The 22,244-nt window shown below is 67.0% G+C and carries 22 protein-coding genes, 1 tRNA gene and 1 pseudogene; 12 read left to right on the top strand and 12 right to left on the bottom strand.

What is annotated here, in order from left to right:
* Nucleotides 1–149 precede the first annotated feature (149 nt).
* The 4 genes from adhP to J2W14_RS07860 all read left to right on the top strand — a co-directional run bounded on the left by adhP (nt 150) and on the right by J2W14_RS07860 (nt 4,079).
* On the top strand, nt 150–1,160 hold the full coding sequence (gene adhP, locus J2W14_RS07875) for an alcohol dehydrogenase AdhP (RefSeq protein ID WP_307461590.1): 1,011 nt from the start codon (nt 150–152) through the stop codon (nt 1,158–1,160).
* Between the two features lie 16 nt (nt 1,161–1,176).
* On the top strand, nt 1,177–1,587 hold the full coding sequence (locus tag J2W14_RS07870; protein ID WP_307460825.1) for a DUF779 domain-containing protein: 411 nt from the start codon (nt 1,177–1,179) through the stop codon (nt 1,585–1,587).
* Between the two features lie 156 nt (nt 1,588–1,743).
* Nucleotides 1,744–3,309, top strand: a complete 1,566-nt coding sequence (locus tag J2W14_RS07865) for an amino acid permease (protein WP_307461588.1) — start codon at nt 1,744–1,746, stop codon at nt 3,307–3,309.
* A 164-nt stretch (nt 3,310–3,473) separates the two neighbouring features.
* On the top strand, nt 3,474–4,079 hold the full coding sequence (locus tag J2W14_RS07860) for a TetR/AcrR family transcriptional regulator (protein ID WP_307460823.1): 606 nt from the start codon (nt 3,474–3,476) through the stop codon (nt 4,077–4,079).
* Nucleotides 4,080–4,136: 57 nt separating this feature from the next.
* Here the strand turns inward: J2W14_RS07860 and J2W14_RS07855 are convergent, their stop codons facing one another.
* On the bottom strand, nt 4,137–4,772 hold the full coding sequence (locus J2W14_RS07855) for a DUF2461 domain-containing protein (RefSeq protein ID WP_307460822.1): 636 nt from the start codon (nt 4,770–4,772) through the stop codon (nt 4,137–4,139).
* Between the two features lie 275 nt (nt 4,773–5,047).
* On the opposite strand from J2W14_RS07855, the gene J2W14_RS07850 reads away from it, so the two are divergent.
* From J2W14_RS07850 to J2W14_RS07835, 4 genes are read left to right on the top strand one after another with little or no spacing between them, the layout of a single operon-like run.
* Nucleotides 5,048–6,028 (top strand): ABC transporter substrate-binding protein, encoded by a 981-nt coding sequence (locus J2W14_RS07850; RefSeq protein WP_307460819.1) that lies wholly within the window; start codon nt 5,048–5,050, stop codon nt 6,026–6,028.
* Nucleotides 6,025–6,867: an ABC transporter permease gene (locus J2W14_RS07845; RefSeq protein ID WP_307460815.1), complete on the top strand. Its 843-nt coding sequence runs from the start codon at nt 6,025–6,027 to the stop codon at nt 6,865–6,867. Before J2W14_RS07850 ends, J2W14_RS07845 begins: the two co-directional genes overlap by 4 nt.
* Nucleotides 6,864–7,637 (top strand): ABC transporter permease, encoded by a 774-nt coding sequence (locus J2W14_RS07840; RefSeq protein ID WP_307460812.1) that lies wholly within the window; start codon nt 6,864–6,866, stop codon nt 7,635–7,637. The genes J2W14_RS07845 and J2W14_RS07840 overlap by 4 nt, the downstream gene beginning before the upstream one ends.
* On the top strand, nt 7,627–8,502 hold the full coding sequence (locus J2W14_RS07835; protein ID WP_307460809.1) for an ABC transporter ATP-binding protein: 876 nt from the start codon (nt 7,627–7,629) through the stop codon (nt 8,500–8,502). Before J2W14_RS07840 ends, J2W14_RS07835 begins: the two co-directional genes overlap by 11 nt.
* 107 nt (nt 8,503–8,609) lie before the next feature.
* Here J2W14_RS07835 and J2W14_RS07830 read toward each other — a convergent pair whose 3' ends face one another.
* Nucleotides 8,610–10,109 (bottom strand): catalase, encoded by a 1,500-nt coding sequence (locus J2W14_RS07830; RefSeq protein ID WP_307460805.1) that lies wholly within the window; start codon nt 10,107–10,109, stop codon nt 8,610–8,612.
* 24 nt (nt 10,110–10,133) lie between these two features.
* Nucleotides 10,134–10,601: a Fur family transcriptional regulator gene (locus J2W14_RS07825; protein WP_307460803.1), complete on the bottom strand. Its 468-nt coding sequence runs from the start codon at nt 10,599–10,601 to the stop codon at nt 10,134–10,136.
* Between the two features lie 198 nt (nt 10,602–10,799).
* On the opposite strand from J2W14_RS07825, the gene J2W14_RS07820 reads away from it, so the two are divergent.
* Nucleotides 10,800–12,071, top strand: coding sequence for an MFS transporter (locus J2W14_RS07820; RefSeq protein ID WP_307460800.1), 1,272 nt, complete (start codon nt 10,800–10,802; stop codon nt 12,069–12,071).
* 51 nt (nt 12,072–12,122) lie between these two features.
* Nucleotides 12,123–12,995, top strand: a complete 873-nt coding sequence (gene htpX / locus J2W14_RS07815) for a zinc metalloprotease HtpX (RefSeq protein WP_307460797.1) — start codon at nt 12,123–12,125, stop codon at nt 12,993–12,995.
* Between the two features lie 306 nt (nt 12,996–13,301).
* On the opposite strand, the gene J2W14_RS07810 is transcribed toward htpX, so the two are convergent.
* Complete coding sequence (locus J2W14_RS07810) at nt 13,302–13,793, bottom strand: YajQ family cyclic di-GMP-binding protein (RefSeq protein ID WP_226758422.1); 492 nt, start codon at nt 13,791–13,793, stop codon at nt 13,302–13,304.
* Nucleotides 13,794–14,002: 209 nt separating this feature from the next.
* On the opposite strand from J2W14_RS07810, the gene J2W14_RS07805 reads away from it, so the two are divergent.
* The gene (locus J2W14_RS07805) at nt 14,003–14,257 is read left to right on the top strand and encodes a hypothetical protein (protein WP_307460795.1); all 255 of its coding nucleotides are present in this window, start codon (nt 14,003–14,005) and stop codon (nt 14,255–14,257) included.
* 150 nt (nt 14,258–14,407) lie between these two features.
* Nucleotides 14,408–14,489: transfer RNA gene (locus tag J2W14_RS07800), tRNA-Tyr, on the top strand.
* A gap of 133 nt (nt 14,490–14,622) precedes the next feature.
* On the opposite strand, the gene J2W14_RS07795 is transcribed toward J2W14_RS07800, so the two are convergent.
* The 8 genes and pseudogenes from J2W14_RS07795 to J2W14_RS07760 form a co-directional block, all read right to left on the bottom strand.
* Nucleotides 14,623–14,769, bottom strand: coding sequence for a hypothetical protein (locus tag J2W14_RS07795; RefSeq protein WP_307460792.1), 147 nt, complete (start codon nt 14,767–14,769; stop codon nt 14,623–14,625).
* Nucleotides 14,770–14,852: 83 nt separating this feature from the next.
* Nucleotides 14,853–15,302: pseudogene (locus J2W14_RS07790) on the bottom strand (Pr6Pr family membrane protein); the annotation flags it as partial.
* 63 nt (nt 15,303–15,365) lie between these two features.
* On the bottom strand, nt 15,366–16,586 hold the full coding sequence (locus J2W14_RS07785; protein ID WP_307460790.1) for a glycoside hydrolase family 26 protein: 1,221 nt from the start codon (nt 16,584–16,586) through the stop codon (nt 15,366–15,368).
* A 152-nt stretch (nt 16,587–16,738) separates the two neighbouring features.
* On the bottom strand, nt 16,739–17,167 hold the full coding sequence (locus tag J2W14_RS07780) for an ATP-binding protein (protein WP_307460788.1): 429 nt from the start codon (nt 17,165–17,167) through the stop codon (nt 16,739–16,741).
* Complete coding sequence (locus tag J2W14_RS07775; RefSeq protein WP_307460785.1) at nt 17,160–17,492, bottom strand: STAS domain-containing protein; 333 nt, start codon at nt 17,490–17,492, stop codon at nt 17,160–17,162. Before J2W14_RS07775 ends, J2W14_RS07780 begins: the two co-directional genes overlap by 8 nt.
* Nucleotides 17,476–19,473, bottom strand: coding sequence for a glycosyltransferase family 2 protein (locus J2W14_RS07770; protein WP_307460782.1), 1,998 nt, complete (start codon nt 19,471–19,473; stop codon nt 17,476–17,478). The genes J2W14_RS07775 and J2W14_RS07770 overlap by 17 nt, the downstream gene beginning before the upstream one ends.
* Entirely contained in the window at nt 19,470–20,816 is a 1,347-nt protein-coding gene (locus tag J2W14_RS07765; RefSeq protein ID WP_307460779.1) for a PP2C family protein-serine/threonine phosphatase, read from the bottom strand. The genes J2W14_RS07770 and J2W14_RS07765 overlap by 4 nt, the downstream gene beginning before the upstream one ends.
* A 132-nt stretch (nt 20,817–20,948) precedes the next feature.
* Nucleotides 20,949–22,163: a PP2C family protein-serine/threonine phosphatase gene (locus J2W14_RS07760; RefSeq protein WP_307460776.1), complete on the bottom strand. Its 1,215-nt coding sequence runs from the start codon at nt 22,161–22,163 to the stop codon at nt 20,949–20,951.
* Nucleotides 22,164–22,244 lie beyond the last annotated feature (81 nt).

The following is a 22,244-nucleotide window of genomic DNA, read 5'->3' as shown; positions in this document are numbered from 1 at the left end:
CGATCCCGGGCGGGGCGGATCGGAAAGATCCGCCCCGCCCGCACCACGTGTGCACCCGCCCGGAAGGACGCCGTGCACACGCCCCCAGCTGCACCCACGCTCGACGACGCAAGGATTTCGCTATGACGACGACAACGACGACGACGACAATGCAAGCCGCAGTAGTAACAGAATTCGGCAAGGACCTGCAGATCCAGACCGTGCCCGTGCCGACGCCGGGCCGCGGACAGGCTCTCGTGAAGGTGCTGACCACCGGCGTCTGCCACACCGACCTCCACGCCGCCGAAGGCGACTGGCCGGTCAAGCCCAGCCCGCCGTTCATCCCCGGCCACGAAGGCGTCGGCGAAGTGGTGGCCCTCGGTGAGGGCGTCACCGACCTGGCCGTCGGCGACATGGTCGGCAATGCCTGGCTCTGGTCCGCCTGCGGCGACTGCCAGTACTGCCGCACCGGCTGGGAAACCCTGTGCGAGTCGCAGCAGAACGCCGGCTACAGCGTTGACGGCTCCTTCGGCGAGTACATGCTGGTGGACACGCGCTTCGCGGCCCGGATCCCGGCCGGCTCGGACCCCGTCGAGGTCGCCCCGGTGCTCTGCGCCGGAGTGACCGTCTACAAGGGCCTCAAAATGACCGAGGCGCGCCCCGGCCAGTGGGTCACGATTTCGGGCATCGGCGGCCTCGGCCACATCGCCGTCCAGTACGCGGTTGCCATGGGCCTGCGCGTTGCCGCGGTGGATATCGCCGATGACAAGCTCGCCCTGGCCAAGAAGCACGGTGCGGAACTGACCGTCAATGCCCTGCACGAAGATCCCGTCGAAGTTATTCAGCGCGAAACCGGAGGTTGCCATGGAGTCCTGGTCACGGCGGTGCACCCGTCAGCGTTCGGACAGGCGATCGGGATGGCCCGCCGCGGCGGAACGATTGTGTTCAACGGCCTGCCGCCGGGTGACTTTCCGGCGCCGATCTTCGAGATTGTGCTCAAGGGCCTGACCGTCCGCGGCTCCATTGTGGGAACCCGGCAGGACCTGCAGGAGGCGCTGGAGTTCTACGCCGAGGGCAAGATCCACCCCACGGTCTCCACCCGCGAGCTCTCCGAGGTGAACGCTGTCCTCGACGAAATGAAGCACGCCAAGATCGACGGCCGCGTGGTCATCAAGTACTGATCAGGAAAGGACTCTGATGCCACCACCGACAAAGCTCGACGCCGCCGTCACCCTTCCCGGGGAGGACTTCTCCCGGGTGGCGCTCACCCCCGTGGCGGTGGAACTGCTGCGCAAGATGTGGCTCCAGCACGGGCCGCTGATGTTCCACCAGTCCGGCGGCTGCTGCGACGGATCCTCACCGATGTGCTATCCCGCAGGGGAGTTCATCACCGGGGACTCGGATGTGCAGCTGGGCCTGTTCGACATTTCCGACGGAGTGCAGCCGCAGACCATCGAGTTCTGGATGTCGAAGGAACAGTTCAACTACTGGAGCCACACCCACCTGACCGTGGATGTGGTGCCGGGCCGGGGGAGCGGCTTCTCGGTGGAGGCGCCCGAGGGCAAACGGTTCCTGATCCGGTCCACGCTGATGGACTGGCCGGTCTAAAGAGGTACGCACCACGCGCCGGCGGGCCGTGCAGGGAAACCTGCACGGCCCGCTTTTTGCGTCTCACCATGTGGGATAAAAATGGCCGTCCAGTGGATGGACACTACTATGGATAGGTCTGTTTCCAAACAAGCTACCGAGATTGTGGACCTTTCTATGAACCTCTTCCGGACCAAATCAATCGAGCAGTCCATGTCGGACGCCGATGAACCCGGACGCCAGCTCAAGCGCTCGCTGAGCTCCTGGGACCTGATGATCATGGGCGTCGCCGTTGCCGTCGGCGCCGGCATTTTCTCGGTGGGCGCCAAGGCTGCAGCAAACTTCGCCGGCCCGGCCGTCACCCTCTCCTTCGCCATCGCCGCCGTCACCTGCGCGCTGGCCATCATGTGCTACGCCGAGTTCGCCACGGCCATCCCCGTGGCCGGCTCCGCCTATGTCTTCACCTACGCCACCATGGGTGAGCTGCTGGCCTGGATCATCGGCTGGAACCTCATCCTCGAGCTGTTCACCGCCGGTGCGGTGATCGCCAAATACTGGGGCATCTACCTCAGCAAGGTCTTCGCGCTCATGGGCGTCGACATCCCGCCGTCGATCTCCCTGGGCGGCGTGGACCTGTACTGGGGTGCGTTCCTGATCGTCGCCGTGTTCACCGTGCTGCTGGTGCTGGGGACGAAGCTGTCCGCCCGCGTAGGCAACATCTTCACGCTGATCAAGATCGGCGTCGTGCTCTTTGTCATCGTGGTGGGCTTCAGCTATGTGAAGTTCGAGAACTACGCCCCGTTCGTCCCGGCCTCCGAGCCGACCGGCGGCACCGGCGCCGCCGACGTCATGAAGCAGTCCTTCTTCGGCTTCCTCACCGGTGCCGCCCCGGCGCAGTACGGCACGCTGGGCATCTTCGCCGGCGCCGCGCTGGTCTTCTTCGCCTTCATCGGGTTCGACGTCGTCGCCACCTCCGCCGAGGAGGTCAAGAACCCCCAGAAAACACTGCCCCGCGGCATCTTCGGCGGCCTCGCCGTCGTCACCGTGCTCTACATCCTGGTGTCCCTGGCGCTGACCGGCATGGTGTCCTACACCGAGCTGGCCGAGGCCGAGAACCCCACCCTCACCACGGCGTTCGAGGCGGTGGGCAACACCGACGCAGCCAAGGTCATCGCCTTCGGCTCCCTCGTGGGCCTGACCACAGTGATCATGGTGCTGCTCATGGGCCTCTCCCGCGTGGTGCTGGCGATGAGCCGCGACGGCCTGCTGCCGCGCTCGCTGTCCAAGACCAGCACCATCCGTGCGACGCCGGTCCGGCTCCAGATCATCTGTGGCGCCGGCGTGGCGGTGGTCGCCGGTCTCACCAACGTGGACCTGCTCGAGGAAATGATCAACATCGGCACGCTCTCCGCGTTCGTGACCGTCAGCATCGGCGTCCTGGTGCTGCGCAAGAAGCGCCCGGACCTCAAGCCCGCGTTCCGGGTGCCGTTCGGCAAGGTGCTCCCGATCATCTCTGCCGTCCTGTGCCTGTACCTCATGACGAACCTGGCCGTGGAGACCTGGATCTTCTTCGCCGTCTGGCTCGTGATCGGCGTCGTCATCTACTTCTCCTACGGCCAGCGCCACTCCCGGCTGAACGAGAAGTTCGCCGAGGCCAGGGCTTCTGTCAACGGCCCCGCCGACAAGAGCGCCGCCGTCGCGGACGCCAAGGCCACGGCCAAGGCCGGAGCCGGCGCCAAATAGGGAGCCCGCGCCGACTAAGGAGCCCGGCTGCGGAGAACGAGGACATCCTCACCCGCCGCCAACCACAACGCGGGGTCATTTACGGCCCATTCCGACCCGTCGGATGGGCCGTAAATGACCCCGCGTTGTCTTATTGGGGGTGGCCCGCTCCCTATGATGGAACCATGGCCCGCCCAGCACGACCGGAACGCAAAACGGAGCTGTTGGCCGCCATCCTGGACTACCTCATGGACAAGACCCTCGCGGAGCTCACCTTCCGGAGCCTGGCCGATGGCCTGGGGGTCAGCAGTTACGTGCTGGTCTATCATTTCGGCCACCGCGAGCAGCTGGTGAACGAGATCATCCGCACCATTGAGTCCCGGCTGGACAGCATCCGGGCCGCGGACGTGCGGGACATCGACCGGGACGCCTGGCGGGCGTTCCTGCTGGAGTCCTGGCGCTGGACCATGGCGCAGCGCAACCGGCACCTGGCCAGGCTGGAATTCGAGGCGACGGCGCAGGACATCGTGGCGGATCAACCCCGCGGAACGGCGCAGGAACATTTCAGGATGCTGCACGAGAAAGCCCGGGACTGGCTGATACTCCAGGGCATCCGCGAGGAGTTCGCCGACACCGACGCCCGGCTGTTCACCGCCGCCTTCTACGGGCTGCAGTTCGACTTCGTCGTGAACAACCAGCCCGAGGAAGCCAGCCAGGCCTTTGACCTGATGCTGCTGGTTTTCTTCAACAACCTGGACCGGCGGCTCGCCACCGACGGCGAACACATCTGACCGGCCCAGCCGACACGGCAGATCCGAACCGGCACATCCGGCCCCGTCCGACGTCGCTCAGGGCGCGGCGTAGCGCCCGATCCACTCCACCAGCGGCCGCAGTTCCTCCCAGCGCCGGGCCACCTCCCGGGCCGCGCCCGGCGTTGAGATCCAGTCCGGCCGTCCCACGTGCATGCCGGCGGCGAGGGACTTGTGCTTCAGTAGGTCCGCGCGGGGATGGTCCTTGGTGAACCCGCGCGGAACCGTCTTCAGGGTCTCACCCTCCACGGTGAAGCCCAGCGCCGCGACGCGCGCGACGATCTGCTGCAGGACTCCTCCGCTGGAGGGGGCGTCCACCGCACTGCGGAAGCGGGCCAGCTGGGCAGGTGTGTGCGTGTGGTATCCGCCGCCAATGAGGAGGCCGTCGGCGTCGAGTTGGATGTAGAAGCCCGTTCCCTCGGCAACGGCGGCAAGGGCTCCCTGGGCCGTTTTGTAAGGCGATTTGTCCGGGGAAAACCGGATGTCCCGGTTGGGCCGGAACAGCCTGGCTTCGCCGAACTCCGGCTCCAGGGCGGCCAGCAGCCCGGTCAAGGGTTCCTTGACCGCGGAGTCGTAGGTGGATTTGTGTTCCAGCCACCAGCCACGGTTGTTGTTGTGTTCGAGTTCCGCGTAGAACTCGAAGGCGGCGTCCGGGATGCCTGAAAATGGGGTCATGTGTGCATCCTAGGGACCTGGCGCGCCTCGCCGCGAGCGGCGCCAGCCCTATGTGGAAAGACGAGGACACCCCCGCCGCGGTCAACGTGGGGCACCGAGGATCTCGCTCCCTCACATGCCGTGGACGCACCCGTCTCAGAGCTGTAACAATGAGCCGGATGTGGTTGACCTCACCTGGGGTTTAGATCAGACTTAATTTGAACGTCTGTTCGAATAGCGAACATTTGGGGCTGGGGGCTAGTCACTCCCATGCCAATGGGCACATAGGAGTGAACATGAAACGTCGTTTTATTGCCGTCCTGGCAGCCGCATCCGTTCTGGGACTGTCGGCCTGCGGAAGTGGCTCGCCCAGTTCCACGGGAGGCGGCGCTGCCACCGGCGGCGGAGATTCGAGCCTGACCAAGGTCAGCGTCGGTGTCATTCCGATCGTCGACTGCGCCCCCATCTACCTCGGCGACAAGCAGGGCTTCTTCAAGGAGGAGGGACTCCAGCTGGACATCCAGACCGCAACGGGCGGCGCGGCGATCGTCCCCGGCATCGTCAGCGGCAGCTTCGACTTCGCCTTCTCCAACCTGATCTCGGTCATGGTCGCCAAGGACAAGGGCCTTGACCTGAAGTTCGTCGCCAACGGTGCCTCCACCACCGGTGAGATCGGCAAGGACATCGGCGGCGTCGTTGTGCCGGCCGGGTCGAGCATCCAGTCCGCGAAGGACCTCGCCGGCAAGACCGTCTCGGTGAACAACCTCTCCAACATCGGCGACACGACGATCAAGTCCGTCATCGAAAAGGACGGCGGGGACCCCAACAGCGTGAAGTTCGTTGAGGTGGCCTTCCCGGACGCCCCGGCGGCGCTGGCCAACAAGCAGGTGGAGGCGGCCTGGATCCTCGAGCCCTTCCTGTCCAAGGCGGTGGCTGAAGGCGGCAAGGTGGTCTCCTGGAACTTCGTCGAGATGCACCCGGAGCTGGACATCGCCGGCTACTTCACCAAGGCGGAGACCATCCAGGGCAAGGCCGAGCTCACGCAGAAGTTCACCCGCGCCATGAACAAGTCGCTCGAATACGCGCAGCAGCACCCGGAGGAGGTCCGCGCCGTCGTGGGCACCTACACCAAGATCGACGAGGCCGCGCGGGCCGCGATCGTGCTGCCGCGGTACCGGGTCGAGTTCAACCAGGACGCGTTCAAGACCCTCGGCGACGCCGCCGCCAAGTACGGCACGCTGACCAAGGCTCCGAACGCAGACGAACTCCTCCCGTGAGTTCAAAGACCCTGGCCTCCGGTGCTGCCGCTCCCAGCGTGGAGCGGCAGCACCGGCAGGTCCGCAAGATGCCAACCAAGCAACTGCTCGGCCTCGCGGGGATCCTCGGATTCCTGCTCACCTGGGAACTCATTCCCCGGCTCGGCCTCGTCGACCCAAACTATTTGCCGCCCGCCAGCGAGGTCATCGCCGCGCTGATCGTCGATTTTGGGCTCACGGCCTTCTGGGTCGCCGTGGGCGAGACCATGAAGGCGTGGTTCCTGGGCCTGCTGATGGCCGTGGCGGCCGCCGTGGTGCTCGGCTTCATCATCGGCTCCAGCAACTTCCTGCGGAAGGCCACCAACTCCACGATTGAATTCCTGCGCCCGATCCCGTCGGTCGCGCTGATCCCGCTGGCCGTGCTGATGTTCGGTGTGAAGATCGAGTCGTCGCTGCTGCTGATCGTGTACGCCGCCTTCTGGCAGGTCCTGATCCAGGTGCTCTACGGCGTGGCCGACGTCGACATGGTCGCCAACAACACGGCCAGGACGTACGGCCTGGGCAGGATGGCCCGGATCCGCTACGTCGTCTTTCCCACCACCCTGCCCTACCTGATGACCGGGGTGCGGCTCGCCGCGGCGGTGGCGCTGGTCCTGGCCATCACCGCGGAACTGGTGATCGGATCCCCGGGGCTCGGCCGCGAGATCGCCCTGGCCCAGTCCGGCGGTGCGATCTCCGGCATGTACGCCCTGGTGCTCGCCACCGGCCTGATCGGGGTGCTGATCAACATGCTGATGCGCTTCATCGAAAAGAAGACCCTGTCCTGGCACACGTCGGTCCGGTCCGAGGTGTTCGTATGAAAACCCTGAAGAATCTCGGCTACCTCCTGGGCCTGCCGGTGATCCTGATCCTGATCTGGTGGGCCGCCACCCTGGAGACGGAGAACTTCTTCGTTCCCACCCCGGCCAGCCTGGTCGAAACCTTCGCCGAGGTCTGGTTCGGCGAGCGTATCTTCACGGATGTGCTGCCCAGCATCGGCCGGCTCGCGGTGGGCGTCCTCGTGGCCATCGTGATCGGCGTCGTCGGCGGGGTCCTGATCGGATCGGTCAGATGGCTCCGGGCGCTGCTGGAACCGACGCTGGAGTTCTTCCGCGCCATCCCGCCTCCAGTCCTGGTGCCGGTGCTGATGCTGCTCATGGGCATCACCGACACCATGAAAGTCGTCGTCATCATCTCCGGCTGCATCTGGCCGGTGCTGCTGAACACGATCGAGGGCGTCCGCGCCGTCGACCCGGTGCTCTCCGACTCCGCCCACACCTACGGCGTCGACGGGTGGGCCCGCGTCCGGTACCTGGTGCTGCCGTCCGCCAGCCCGCAGATCATGGCCGGCGTGCGCCAGTCGATGTCGCTCGGGCTGATCCTGATGGTCATTTCCGAAATGTTTGCCTCGTCCTCGGGACTGGGCTTCGCCATCGTCCAGTTCCAGCGGTCCTTCTCCATCCCGGAGATGTGGTCCGGCATTGTGGTGCTCGGGCTGCTGGGTGTGGGCATGTCATTCATCTTCCAGTGGGCCGAGCGGAACATCCTGCGCTGGTACCACGGCCAGAAAGAGGTAGAAAATGCAGCCTGACCCAACGCAGGCGGCCCCGGAAGCGATGCTCTCCGTGCGCGGGCTGAAGAAGGTGTACCAGACCGACGGCGGCGACGTGGAGGCCGTGCGGAACCTCACCTTCGATCTGCGGGCGGGGGAGCTGGCGTGCCTGGTGGGGCCCTCCGGGTCCGGCAAGACCACGCTGCTCAAGTGCATCTCCGGGCTGATGGCCCCGACCGAGGGCGAAGTCCTCCTGAGCGGCAAGCGGGTGTCCGGGCCGCCGAAGAAGATGGCCGTGGTGTTCCAGGAATACGGACGCTCGCTCTTCCCGTGGATGCGGGTCCGGGACAACGTGGAACTGCCGCTGAAGAACCAGGGCGTCCCGCGGGCCGAACGCGACCGGCTCGTGGATGAGGCCCTCGAGGCGGTGGGCTTGTCCCACGTCCCGCGGTCCTACCCCTGGCAGCTCTCCGGCGGCATGCAGCAGCGCGTCGCAATCGCCCGAGCCATCGCGTACCAGCCCGAGGTGCTGCTGATGGATGAGCCGTTTGCTGCCGTGGACGCCCAGACCCGGGCGGATCTGGAGGACCTGATCCGCACCGTGTGGAAGAAGCTCGGGATCACGATCCTGTTCGTTACCCACGACATCGACGAATCCGTGTACCTCGGCGAGCGGGTCATCATCCTCTCCAGCTCCCCGACGGTGATCCAGGAGGACATCGCCATTGACCTGCCCGAGGAACGCGACCAGCTCGAGACCCGGTCCCTGCCGCGCTTCACCGAACTGCGCCACCACGTCTACGAGCAGATCCAGCTCGCCAAAAAGGGCGACCGACCGGCCGCGGCGGGAACACCGTCCGCAGGCCCGACGCCGGCAGCCGCCTCGGGCGCGGATGTCGCCTAAACGGTCACGCCGGTAGCGGCACTAACGGCAGCAACAAAAAGCACCCCGCCACGGGGACCGGTTCAGGTCCGCGGCGGGGTGCTTTCTTAATGCCTGGAGCGGGACGATCAGACCTTGTTGGCGGCCTCGGCGTCGGATTCGACCTGGCCGGCACCCAGGTTGGCGCGCAGCTTGGCGCCGAACTCGGCGTCGACGTTGGTCCAGTACTGGATGGCGCGTTCCTTGATCTCGGCGTTCTTGACGCCGCTGACGGCACCGGTGACGGTGTCCAGCAGGCGGGCCTTGGCGCCGTCGTCGAACACTTCGCGGTACAGCGTGCCGGCCTGGCCGAAGTCGCCGTCTTCGGCGTGCAGGGAGTGCGCGGAGTGCGTGAGCTCGCCGTCGTTCTCCCAGCCGCCGGCCGGGTTCAGCGGCTCCACGGCAGCCGGGCCGCCGAGGGAGTTCGGTGCGTAGACCGGAACGGACGGGGCGTTGAAGAGGTAGCGGCCCTGGCCGTCCTGGCTGTAGTTGTTGACCTGGTTCTTGGGCAGGTTGACCGGCAGCTGGGCGTGGTTGGTGCCCACGCGGTAGCGGTGCGCGTCGGCGTAGGAGAAGATGCGGGCCTGCAGCATCTTGTCCGGCGATGCGGCGATGCCCGGCACGAAGTTCGACGGCGCGAAGGCGGCCTGCTCGATCTGCGCGAAGTAGTTCTCCGGGTTCCGGTTCAGCTCCATGGTGCCGACCTTGATCAGCGGGTAGTCCGCGTGCGGCCACACCTTGGTGAGGTCGAACGGGTTGAAGCGGTAGGTCTTGGCATCCTCGTACGGCATGACCTGGACGTGCAGGTCCCAGGAGGGGAAGTTGCCGGCGGCAATGTTCTCCTGCAGGTCGCGGATGTAGAAGTCGCCGTCGGCGCCGGCCAGGGCCTCGGCCGCGTCTCCGGTCATGGAGTTGACGCCCTGGTTGGAGCGGAAGTGGTACTTGACCCAGAAGCGCTGGCCTTCGGCGTTGATCCACTGGTAGGTGTGCGAGCCGTAGCCCTGCATTTCACGCCAGGAGGCCGGGAGGCCGCGGTCGCCCATCAGCCAGGTGACCTGGTGCGCGGACTCGGGGGAGAGGGTCCAGAAGTCCCACTGCATGTCGGCGTCGCGCAGGTGGGTGCCCGGGAGGCGCTTCTGCGAGTGGATGAAGTCCGGGAACTTGATGCCGTCGCGGATGAAGAACACCGGGGTGTTGTTGCCGACGAGGTCGTAGTTGCCCTCGGTGGTGTAGAACTTCACGGCGAAACCGCGGGGGTCGCGCCAGGTGTCGGGGGAGCCTGCCTCGCCGGCGACGGAGGAGAAGCGGATGAGCATCTCGGTCTCGGTGCCCGGCTGGAACAGCGCGGCCTTGGTGTACTTCGAGACGTCCTCGGTGGTCGTGAAGGTACCGAACGCGCCGCCGCCCTTGGCGTGCACGACGCGCTCCGGCACACGCTCGCGGTTGAACTGCGCGAGCTTCTCGATCAGGTAGTGATCGGTGAGGATGATCGCGCCGTCAGCACCGACGGATTTCGAGTGGGCATCGGATGTGACCGGGGCACCGGTCTGTGTTGTGGACACGGCGGGCGCAGAGATGTTCTGAGTCATCGTTCTCCTATTTCTTGGTTGTACTTATTTACGTTCGGAGGGAAGTTGTTGGGTGCGCTGGCAGTCCTGGCAGATGCCCTGGTACAGCACGTCCGCGATCTGGATGGTCATCGGCTTGGCGTTCTCGTCCCAGCTCGGCGTCAGGCACGGCGCATGCCCGACGGCGCATTCGACGTCCTCCACCCGGCCGCAGCTGATGCAGACGGCGTGGTGGTGGTTGTCGCCCACCCGCGTTTCGTACAGGGCGGGGGAGTGCGGGGGCTCGAAGCGGCGCAGCATCTGCAGGTCGGTCAAATCGCCCAGGACCACGTAGACGGACTGCGCGGTCAGCTCGGGGAGATCCTGGCGGGCGGCGGCGAGGATGTGCTCGGCCGGGGAGTGCGGGTGGTGTTCGACGGCGGTGAGCACGGCGAGCCGCTGTTTGGTCACCCGGCGGCCGTGGGCGCGCAGGGCGGCAGCCCATGCCTCGTGGGTGCCCGCCGAATCCGTCATGCCCCCATTCAAGCACCTATTATGAGTCGATCATAATAAGGCGCGCCTATGTCGCCTATCCGGCTTTGGCGTCGCCGGCGGCGCCGGGGGCGCCTATGACGCCGCTGACGCCGGCGGCTCCAGGGGCGGCGGCGGCCAGACTGCGCGTCGGGCACCGGGTGCGCCGGCCTGCCGCTCCGGCGCCATTAGAGTATCCGGGTGGGGAAATATCTGGCGGACATCACGCCCTTGCGCGAGAGTCCGGCGTTCCGCCGCCTGTGGCTGGGATCCACCGTCGCCGCCCTGGGAAGCCAGCTGACCCTCGTGGCCGTGAGCCTGGAGGTCTACCGGCTCACCCAGGACAGCCTCTACGTGGGACTGCTGAGCATTTTTGCCCTCGTCCCGCTGGTTTTCGGCGGGCTGCTGGGCGGATCGATCGCGGACGCCCACGACCGCCGCAAGGTGGCGCTGCTGGCCTCCTCGGTACTGTGGCTGACCACCGCCTGCCTGGCCTTGCAGGCCTGGCTGCAGCTGGGGAACATCTGGGTGCTGTACGCCCTGGTGGCGGTGCAGAGCGGCGCGCAGGCCATCAACCAGCCGGCCCGCAGCGCCATTATCCCGCTGCTGGTGCGCAAGGAGCTCCTGCCGGCCGCCAATGCGCTGAGCATGATCAGTTTTGGCCTCACGCTGACCGCCGGGCCGCTGCTGGCCGGGCTGCTGGTAGCCACCGTGGGATTCGCCTGGACCTACACGATCGACGTCGCCACCTTCGCCTTCGCCTTGTGGGCACTGTTCAAGCTGCCGGCAATGCCGCCGGGGGAGCATGCGCGGCCCGCGGGGCTGCGCTCCGTCGTCGAGGGCTTCCGTTTCCTGGGCACCCGCCCCAACCTGCGGATGACCTTCATCATCGACCTCGTCGCCATGATCTTCGCGCAGCCCCGGGCGCTGCTGCCCGCGATCGGCGCCGTGATGATCGGCGGCGGCGAAGCCACGGTGGGGATCCTGCTGGCCTCCACCGCGGTCGGCGCGTTCCTGGCCGGCCTCTTCTCCGGCCCGCTCGGGGCGGTGCGGCGGCAGGGGGCCGCCGTCGTCTGGTCCGTGATGGGCTGGGGCGCCTCAATTGCAGGCTTCGGCCTCGTCGTCGTCCTTGCCGGGGACTCCGGCGCCGGTGGCGTGACGTGGTGGCTGCTGCCCGCGGCCCTGTGCTGCGGGCTGGCCGGCATCGCCGACTCCGTCAGCGCCGTCTTCCGCACGACCATCCTGCAGGCCTCCACGCCGGACCACCTGCGCGGCCGGCTGCAGGGCGTCTTCATTGTGGTGGTGGCCGGCGGACCCCGGGTGGGGGACATGCTGGCGGGCGGTGGGACTAAAATTTTGAGTGAAGGCTGGGTCCTGCTTTTGGGCGGCCTGTTGTGCATCGCGGTGGCCTGGGCCGTGGCGCACTGGCAGTGTGGCTTCCTGAAGTATGACGCGCGGAACCCGGTGCCCTAGCGGGACGTTTTTCTTGTGCGGGTCGATATTGGGACGACTTCGGGAGGAATCGTGCATCAGCATCACAACGGACTGAAGACCGCGGCCCTTTTCGGTGTGCTGTGGGCGGTGCTGCTGGGGCTTGGCGCGCTGATGGCCTCCAGCATGCGCAGCGCAGCGCCGATCTGGATCATGGCGCTGGTGGGCGTCGCCACGACGGCCTACGGCTACTGGAACAGTGACAAACTCGCAATCCGGGCCATGCAGGCCTATCCCGTGACGGAGGCCCAGGCGCCCCAGCTCTACCAGATTGTCCGGGAGCTCTCCGCCCAGGCGCAGCAGCCGATGCCGCGGATCTACCTCTCGCCGACGATGGCCCCGAACGCGTTCGCCACCGGACGGAACCCGCAAAACGCCGCGGTGTGCTGCACCGAGGGCATTCTCCGGATGCTCGACGCCCGGGAACTGCGCGGCGTGCTGGGCCACGAGCTGATGCACGTCTACAACCGGGACATCCTGACCGCCTCGGTGGCCGCCGCCGTCGCCGGTGTGATCACGTCGGTGGCGCAGATGTTCCTGATTTTCGGCGGCGGCGGGGACCGGCGCAACGCCAATCCCATCGCCGCGATCGCGATGGCGCTGCTGGCCCCGTTTGCCGCCTCGCTGATCCAGATGGCCATCTCCCGGACCAGGGAGTTCGACGCCGACGAGGACGGTTCCAAGCTCACGGGGGACCCGCTGGCGCTCGCCTCGGCCCTGCGCAAGATTGAGCAGGGCGTGCAGCTCGCCCCGCTGCCACAGGACCAGCGGCTGGTCAACGCCTCGCACCTGATGATCGCGAATCCGTTCCGCGCGGGCGGCGTCGCGAAGATGTTCTCCACGCACCCGCCGATGGGCGAGCGGATCGGCCGGCTGGAGCGGATGGCGGGCCGGCCGCTCGGCTAGCCGGCGGGTTGGGCCGGGGCGCATCCGTCCGGGGGCACTTTGAGCCCGGATTTCGACGGCGGCGCCTCAGCTGACGGCCTATCCGCGCCAATGTGCCCCCGGAGCGCGGACCGATCGCAGTGGATGCCCTGGATCTGAGGGTGCCGACGCGCAAGTGGCCCCGTGACGCGCTGAAGGGCTGTCGACACCGGTATACCGGCGCGCCAGCCCTTCAGCGCAACGTCAGGAAACCTGCGCAGCGTCAGGAAAATACCGCAGCGTCAGGAAAATAGCGCAGCGTCAGGAAACCTGCGCCGCGGTGAGACCCTAGCTGCGGAAGTTCACGAACTGCAGGTCGGCCTCGTCGAAGCCCTTCAGCAGGTTCATGGTCTCCTGCAGGTCGTCACGGGACTTGGAGGTCACGCGGAGCTCGTCGCCCTGGATCTGCGACTTGACCGACTTGGGGGCCTCGTCGCGGATGAGCTTGTTGATCTTCTTCGCGAGGTCCTGGGCGATGCCCTCCTTGATGGTGGCCTCAAGCCGGAACTCCTTGCCGGACGGGTAGGGCTCGCCCGTTTCAAGGGACTTCAGCGAAATGCCGCGGCGGATGAGCTTGGACTGCAGCACGTCCAGGACCGCGAGGACACGCTCTTCGGAGTTGGCCTTCATGAGGATCTTCTCGTCGCTGAAATCGACCTCGGCGCCGACTCCCTTGAAGTCGTAGCGCTGGACCAGTTCCTTCTGCGCCTGGTGCAGCGCGTTGGCGACTTCCTGCTTGTCGACCTTGCTGACGACGTCGAATGTGGATTCGCCTGCCATGACTGTCCTCCTGGGGTTGTGGGGTGCCCGGTGAGGGGCCGTTGTATCTGCAATCCAGCCTAGTACGGATGCCCCTGATGTGAAGTCCGGCGGTGCTTGTCGTCTTCACAGTCCCCTTCACAGTCCGCTCAAAGCTGAGTCAGGGCGGGAACGAAGTTTCGGGTGGGAGAGTTGCAGGAGTTGGAAGAGTCGCTCGAAAGGTACAGCTCATGCAGAACAAAGCCGTCCGGTACGTCGTCCGCTCCACGGCAGCCGCCGCCGGCGGTATCGCCACCGCCGCGACCTCGGTGGCGGCCGCGACATTGGCTGCCTCGATCATCTTCAGCCCGGCCGCGGATGCCCCGTCCCGGCTGGACGGCGTCCATGCTGATCTGGCCCGTGCCGTCCAGCTGAACCAGATCACGGAGGAGCAGGCAGCGAGGCTTGAGTCCAAACTCGCCGGCCGCATCCTCGGAGATGCCTGATTTTCCGGGCTTTTTCGGGCCTCAAAGCGCCGATTCGATTCTTCGGCAGAAGTTCTGTAAAGTTGTCTTGCCCGCGGTTACTGGAAGCGGAACGGACTGGAAACAGGCGTTCTGACGATGGAGGCCGCGAGTGATCTTCTTTTGAAGTTCGGCAGATTACCCGAGCGGCCAAAGGGGGCTGACTGTAAATCAGCTGGCAACGCCTACGGGGGTTCGAATCCCTCATCTGCCACCCTTGGAAAAGCCTCCGGAACCAACAGGTTCCGGAGGCTTTTTCTTTGCCCTTTTTTGTCCTGGGGAAAACGCGTCCCGCCGCGACGAGCGTCAGCGGCCAGTGTGTTCGTTTTGCCCGCTCACAGCCGGGCTCAGCCGAGCGTGCTGCCTTCAGGCTCCAGGGCTGCCGCCGCGGCCCCGCCGGCGGGGCGGTCGGACGTCGGCGCGATCTGCAGCCGCGTGGAGAGCGCCGCAATGAGGGCGAAAACGAAGGCCCCGGCAGCGATCGCGAGCGACATGACGGCCACGGTTCCGTAACCGCTGATCCGGGGTCGAGGAACGGGTACGGATACCAGCTGGCGATGGGACCGCGGACCAGGCTGTAGACCAGGTACAGGAGGGGGAACGCGAGCCAGATCAGCGAGGTGCGGACCGGAATCCGGCTTTTGGGCAGGTCAACCAGCCAGTCGATGACCATGATCGTGGGGATCGTGAAGTGCAGGACGACGTTGATCCACGGGATCGGGGTATTGACGTCGATGTTGCTCAGCAGGAGGTTGTAGACGATCCCGGTGATGGTCATGTAGATGGTTGCGGCCCCGCGCAGGAGCTCCAGCCAGCGCGGGCTTTCGCCTTTCCATGCGTAGAGGCCGCCGACTGCCAGAGTCACGAACGCGATGATGTTTGATTCGATGGTGAAGTAGCTGAAGTAATTCCCGGCAGTGGCTCCGGGTACATTCGCGAGCAGGTGGGTCAGCTGGAATACCACGGCCAGGAATCCCAGAAGGGCAAACCAGAACCTGAAGATTGCGAGCCCTCTATTGGATGTCATACAGGGATCCTATGGCGCGGCAGCGTCCGGACACGGCACCCGGCCGCATCCGGCGGCCTCCGGCTACTGGGGGCGCGCGGCCAGGGCAGCCGCCAGCGCCGTGGCGGAGGAAGTGCTGCTGTTGATGCGCCAGTCGGTTTCCTTGTTGAAGTGGAACCAGACCACGGCCGTGACGTCGGCCTGCGCCGCGAGGTAGCTGATCAGCGCCGTGTTCCAGTCCGCTTTGGATCCGCCTTGTTCCGCGGACGACGTTTCCGCGATGAGCACCTGCTTGCCGGGGGCGAGCCGCCTTAGCTCGGCGAGCCCCGGGCCGAAGAGCTCCGCCGGGGCGATCCAGCTGCTCCAGGCCGCAGACGTGCCCCAGTTGTACCCGTCGAGCGCCACCGCATCCACGTACCCGGTGCCGGGATACAGGCCGTCGAGCGGTGTTGACCCCCAGTAGGGGACGTTAGGGTTCCAGACCCAGGTGATGTTGGTGGCGCCCGTGCCGGCGACGACGTCGTGCACGTGCCGCCAGGCCGCGGCGTAGTCACCGGGTCCGTTGCCGTTGATGCCCTCGGCCCACGGGTACCAGTTGCCGTTCATCTCATGGCCGAAGCGCAGCATCACCGGGTGCCCCCAAGACGCCAGGGCCGCGCCCCACTGCCGCAGGTAGGGGTCGAAGTCTCCGGCGGTGATGCGGTCAAGGGCATAGGCGGGCTGCTCGGTTCCGCCGCCCCAGGCCCAGGGCTCCCACGTCAGCAGGGTCGTGGCGCCGCGGCTGCGGGCGGCGTCGAGCTCCGGAACGGGCGGGGCCTGGTTGAAGTCCTTGTAGGACAGAATGACGGACGGCACCTCGCCGGCGAGGGACGCGGCCTGGTCCAGTTCCGCCGCGGCCAGCGGTCCGCCCGGGGTGCCGATACCGAAGCGCAGCGGCGAGCTGCTGATGGCCGGAGGCGGCGGCGGTGCAGGGGCGGCGACGACGGTGAAGGCCGCCGAGGCGCTGACGGTCCCGGCGGTGGCCTGGACGTCCAGGATCGGCTGGGTCGTCTGCGGGATGACGACGGCGGCCGTGAAGTATCCGGAGGCGCTCACCTTGAACGCGGCGGAGCTGGTGCCGGCGCTAAGGGTTCCGGAGCTCTTTTTCGGGAACCCGGTGCCCGTGACGGTGACCGTGGTTCCCGCCGGGCCCTGGACCGGGCTGAGGCTGATGTTCGCGGCCGCGGCCTGCGCGGGGACCGCTGCCAGCGTCAGGCTCAGGACCACGAGGGCGAGAACGCACGCCAGGCTTCTTATCGGCTTCAATGGAACTCCTCGGCCGGGCGCCGGGTGCGGCGGGGCGTCGTGACGGTACCCGGCCCCCACCGGAAGCCGTAACTTCCAGTGTCCGCTACAGCCAGCCCGCTCAGGTGACCAAATAGACGCAGGACATCCCGAGGATTGCCCAAGGATTCCACTCAGTCATTCAGCGGGGATTTTGACAGGATCCAGGTGTTCGTCCCGTCCTGGCGCTTGAACGTCACGGTGGTGACAAGGGCGCGGATCAGGGCGAGGCCGCGCCCGGATTCCGCCTCGCCGTCGGGCATGGCAGGGTCGGTGTCGATGGGGTCGGGGTGCGCTGCGCCGAAGGCGCTGACCCGGGCCTCCAGCCTGAGGGGCGTGACGCTGATGTCGACCCCGAGTTCCACCGGGGCCGTGGATTCGGGAACCGCATGCTGCACCACGTTGCTGGCAGCTTCGATGACGGCCGTGGCGAAGGTCATCCGGTCCATGTCCGGGACGAATGAAGCATCCTCCCACAGCCCGTCCAGCTCGGTGTGCACGGCCTCGATGGCTTCCGGAAGTGCCGCCTGGCGCAGCGTCCGCCGGGCGAGGACGTCAGTCATCGCCGAAAGCTTCGGCCGCGGAGGGGTAAGACGTGAGGACCTTGTCCATGCTGGTCAGGCCCAGGACCATCTGGACCTGGGGCTGGACTGCCGCGATCCGGAGGTCGCCGCCAGCCTGCCGTGCGGCCTTGAGGCATCCGATGAGGGCTCCGAGGCCGGAGGAATCCATGAAGGCCGTCTCCTGCAGGTTGATCACGATCCGGGAAGTACCCGCCGCGACAACTTCCGCCACCAGTTCCCGCAGTTTCGGCGCAGAGACCATGTTGAGCCGGCCGGCGGCAGTTATCTCGGCGTAGCTGTCTTTTACTTCATAGCTCAGGTCCACGGATGGCCCTTTCTTTGGATGACTCGGTGCTGCTGTCGGTCTCATCGTCGGAATCGCCGGCCGGGTACCCGCGGTACAGGACGGCCCGGACCAGGATGCTCATGACGACGAGGTCAAACACCACCCAGAGTACGTTGACGAGGGTGCCGACCGGTTCGGACATTCCGGCAACGAGCCGGCCAATCCCGACCACCGCCGCAACGACCAGCAGGACGGACACGGCGATCTGGGGGCGGATCAGGCTCCACCGCGGCCCGCCGGACTGCCGGTCCTTGGGGGTGACGGCGAAGCCGAGGGGCCGTCCCAGCCAGACGTTCCGGGCCGCCGTCGTGCACGCCTTGATCCAGGTCGGGAACAAAGCGAGGCTGTACTGCTGCCCGCGCCAGGTGGGGATGCCCTTCCCGGCAATGGCAAACAGGAGCTGGTTCACCACCATGAACGGGATGAATCTGACGAAGAAGTCCGTGCTGAGGCTGGTCACGGGCAGGATGCCGAAGAGCAGATAGACGATCGGTGCGGCGAAGTAGACGACGGCGGCGAAGCCGCTGAGGTAGGTCCACATGGTCGCGAAGTACATCAGCCGCTGGCCGAACTTGAGCCCGCGCTGGACCAGCGGGTTTTCCCGCAGGAAGACCTGCATGGTGCCCTGGGCCCAGCGGAGCCGCTGGGTCAGCATGGTGCCGATGTCCTCCGGTGCCAGCCCGTACGCCAGGACCTCGTGGTGGTACACGCTCTGCCAGCCCATGGCGTGGAGCCGCATGGCCGTGGCCATGTCCTCTGTCACGGAGATGGTGGCCAGCGGCATGACCGGCTGGGCCTCGTCGGTCCGTTCCACCGACAACGCGTCCAGCACCGCCTGGACGGACTCGATCGCCCCGAGCGGGGACCAGTCACGGGCCGCCATCCGCTGCACCGCGTCGTCGGTCACCACCGGCACGCCCGCGTCGCCGACCTCCACCGGGGACATCGCGGCGATCTCCTCCAGGTCGGCCTGCAGGGCGGACACATCGGCCAGCACCAGCGACTGGACCGCCTGGTCCACCCGCCGCCGCGCCCGGTAGGTGATCTCGCTGAGCGACTCCCCGGCGTCGAGCCGGCGGCGGGCCTCCTGGGTGGCCGCTTCGACCTCGTCGAGGGTCTGCTGCAGCAGCGGCGATTCGCTGGAGGCCGCCTTGCGGGCCTTGCGGATCGCGGCCTGGGAGGCGCTGAGGGCGCGCCGGATGCTCTTTTCCGTTTCCTTGACGTAGCCGACCAGCCCCAGCTGCATCAGGGCCTCGCGCCGGAGGACCGCGTTGGAGCCGCAGAAGAAGGCGGCATTCCAGCCGTCCTTGCCCTGCTGGATGGGGCCGTAGAACAACGGCGCCTGGCTGCCCAGCGGGTCGTCGGCCGGGACGTTGCTGAAGTACTGGGGCGTCTGGACGAGGGCGACCCTGCGGTTGTTGAAGTAGCCCAGCGTGTTGTCCAGAATGTCCGGCTCGGGGATCTGGTCCGCATCCAGGATGAGCAGGAACTCGCCTGAGGTCATCATCAGCGCGTTGTTCAGGTTCCCGGCCTTGGCGTGCCGGGGCATCCCGCTCCACGCCGCGCTCCGCGTGACGTATCCCAGCCCGTGCGCGGCAGCCAGGTCCCGGAGTTTGGGCCGGTCACCGTCGTCCAGGATCCAGGTGCTGTGCGGATGCCGGATTTTCTGGGCGGCCAGCGCCGTCGTCATCACCAGGTCCAGCGGCTCGTTGTACGTCGTAATGAACACGTCAACGGTGGCGTCCGCGGGCGCCGGCGACGGCGGTGTGCGGGTTTTGAGCCGCCAGACCGTCATCCCGAAGAGCATCACGTCGATCAGGCTGTAAGTCTCGGCGATGACGAGCGGCACGGCGATCCACCAGGCGTCCCAATTGAGCGACGCCAGCCAGCGCCAGGCAATGTAGTTGACCCCGGTCAGTACCGTCAGGACGACGACGAGCCGGACCCAGAAGGGCCTCATCGGGTCTCTCCGGCGTGAGGGCCCAGGCCGCTCAGGTCATCCCGCCGGACGGCCAGGATGGTGACGTCATCGGGGTTGGCGGTGCCCTGTGCCCGCCGGCGCACGGCGTCGACGAGCTCTTCCGCGGACCCCACGCCGACGGCGAGTCTGCCGATCTCGTCAACCGCGGCGAGTGTTCCGTCATAGAGGTCCAGGACGCCGTCGCTGAAGCTGACGATCATGTCCCCGGGCCCCAGCCGTGTTTCCAGGGATTCCCAGCGGGTGTCGGGGAGCAGACCGACCGGGAAGTTGTCCGAGGCGAGCCTCTCCCAGGTGCCCGCGGCCCGGACCACCAGGGTCAGGCCGTGGCCGGCGTCCGCGAACAGGATCCGCCCGTCGGAGGCCCGGAGCCGGGCGTGGAAGAGGGTCGCGAAGGAGCCCGCCTGGCTGAGGTCGGTGGCGAGGCAGTCCTGCGTGAGGGTCAGGGCGGTCGCGGGGTCGCCGCTGTTTCGCGCGCTGCGGATGACAGCCCGCGTAGTGGCGGCGATCATGCCGGCGCCGGCTCCCTTGCCCATGACGTCGCCGAGGGTGAACCCTAGCCCCTCTTCGATGAGGTACCAGTCAAAGAAGTCCCCTCCCACGGCGGTGGAGGGGATGCAGGCCCCGGCGGTCTGGTAGCCGGGGAGGGGAGCGGCGTTCTTCGGCAGCAGGAAGCGCTGGATCTGGGCGGCCCGGCTGAGTTCGGCAGTGGCCGCAGCCGCCTGCTCGCGCGCTGTGTGGAGACGGCGTCGTGCCCGCCGCGCCAGTTCGTTGACCACGAGGGCTCCTAGGACGAAGATCATCGTGCTGTACAGCCCGCGGAAGAGCTCGTTGGGGTTCGCGTCGATGCTCGACCCGAGCGCGAACGGGACCATGATGGCAACCGTTGCGCCCACAGCCGCGTAGGCCACGTGGCGGCGGCCCTGCATGGCGGCGAGCCAGAGGACCGGCAGCAGGACAATCGAGGCATAGATGGAGTGGCTTTCCCCCGTGCCGTGCCGCAGTGCTCCGGCCGCCAGGAAATCCAGGCAAGGCACGATGATGGCGAAGCGGGCCAGTTCCGGTTTCGTCGCCAGGGCGGCCAGACCGGTGGCTGCCGCCGTCAGCACGGCCCCGGCTGCCAGTGCCGTCCAGTCGCTCACCGTCAGGGTCGCGATCGAACTGCTCATGGCCGCGGCGACGATAAAGAACAGCACGAACGGCAGCTGTTTCCGCAGCGGCGACAGTTCGTCCACACCCGTCCAGGTGAACGGCAACTGCTGCCGCAGCCATGGTTGCTCGTCCACACCCGTCACGACGGCTTCCCGTGTTGCCGTTGCCGCCACTGACTCCCCTATGCCTAGACTTCCCCAGCTTGTCCCCATGAATCCTACCGACGCTTTTTGGGGTGAAATTTCCGGCGGAACGCCGGCCCGCCCCGGAGCGGTGCCGGAGCGGGCCCGGAGCGGCGTCGGAGCTTAGCTTCGGCCCGGCCCGCGCTGGAAGAGGACGGCCGTGATGTCGTCGAGGACCACGGATTTTCCCCGCCGGTCGCACAATCTCTTGACGGCCGTGTCCGCGTTGTCCTGCGTCCGGCAATCGGTCATGGCGGTGGAGAGCAGGCCGAGGTCGCCGCCGTGGAGGTCGAGGAGGCCGTCGGTCGGAATCAGGACCGCGTCTCCGGGGGAGAGCGCGAAGGGGCGCTGCGTCCAGGTCGCGCCGGGGACCAGCCCCAACGGCGGGCCTGTGGGCGGCAGGCGCTCGACGGTGCTGTCGGCCCGGAGGATGTGGGTCAAGCCCTGTCCGGCGTCAGCATAGAGGCCGGTGCCGGTTGCCGGGTCGATCACGGCGTGGAAGACCGAAGCGAAGGACCCGGCGCGGGCCAGGGTCCCGTCCAGGCGGTCCGCTGCGTCCCGGAGGAGGCGGGACGGGTCCGCGTCCCAGCCGGCGTCGGCGAAGGCGGAACGCGCCGCCCCCGCCACGAGCCCGGGACCGACGCCCTTGCCCATGGCATCGCCGACGGTCATGCGGAAGTGCCCGGCCCCTGTGGTGCCGAGGTCGTAGAAGTCCCCGCTGAGCCCGAAGGCGGGATAGAAGCAGACTCCCAGCGAGTAGCCGGCAGGGGCCGGGGGAGTGACCGGCAGGAGCGCACGTTGGGTGCGGGCTCCTTGGTCGATGTCCCAGGACAGGTTCATCTCACGCTGGATGATCTGGGTCAGATCCTCCAGGATCTTTCGCTGTTCCGCACCGAAGGACCGGGGCGACTGGTCGATGATGCAGAACGTTCCGACATGGGTGCCGCCCGGTCCGGTGAGGGGGTGGCCGGCATAGAACTGAATGTGGGGGTCGCCCGTCACGAGCGGGTTGTGGCGGAAACGATCGTCGGTGAGGGCGTTCTCCACGATCAAGGTTTCGGAGGACTTGAGCGTCTCGGCGCAGAACGCATCGCCCCGGTCCGATTCGCGGGACAGCGGACCTACGAACGATTTCAGGTACTGGCGGTTCTCGGCGATCAGCGACACACTGGCTGCGCTGACCCCGAACAGGCTCTGCGCCAAACGCGTGATCCGGTCGAAGCGCTCCTCGGAAGGTGTGTCCAGCAGTCGGGTCCTGGACAGGTCCTCCAGCCGCGCCCATTCCGGGGCATTCGGACCCCGGAGGCTGCTGGGGGATGGGTGTTCCGTGCTTGTCATACTTCCTCCAACTTTGAGGGAGAAAACCCGCCACGGACCTACTCGTCAGAATAGACGGGTCATCCCGAAGCCACGGTGGGC

Origin of the sequence: Pseudarthrobacter oxydans, assembly GCF_030812335.1 — a bacterium.
GTDB lineage: Bacteria > Actinomycetota > Actinomycetes > Actinomycetales > Micrococcaceae > Arthrobacter > Arthrobacter oxydans_B.
This window is presented reverse-complemented; position numbering and strand designations above follow the sequence as displayed.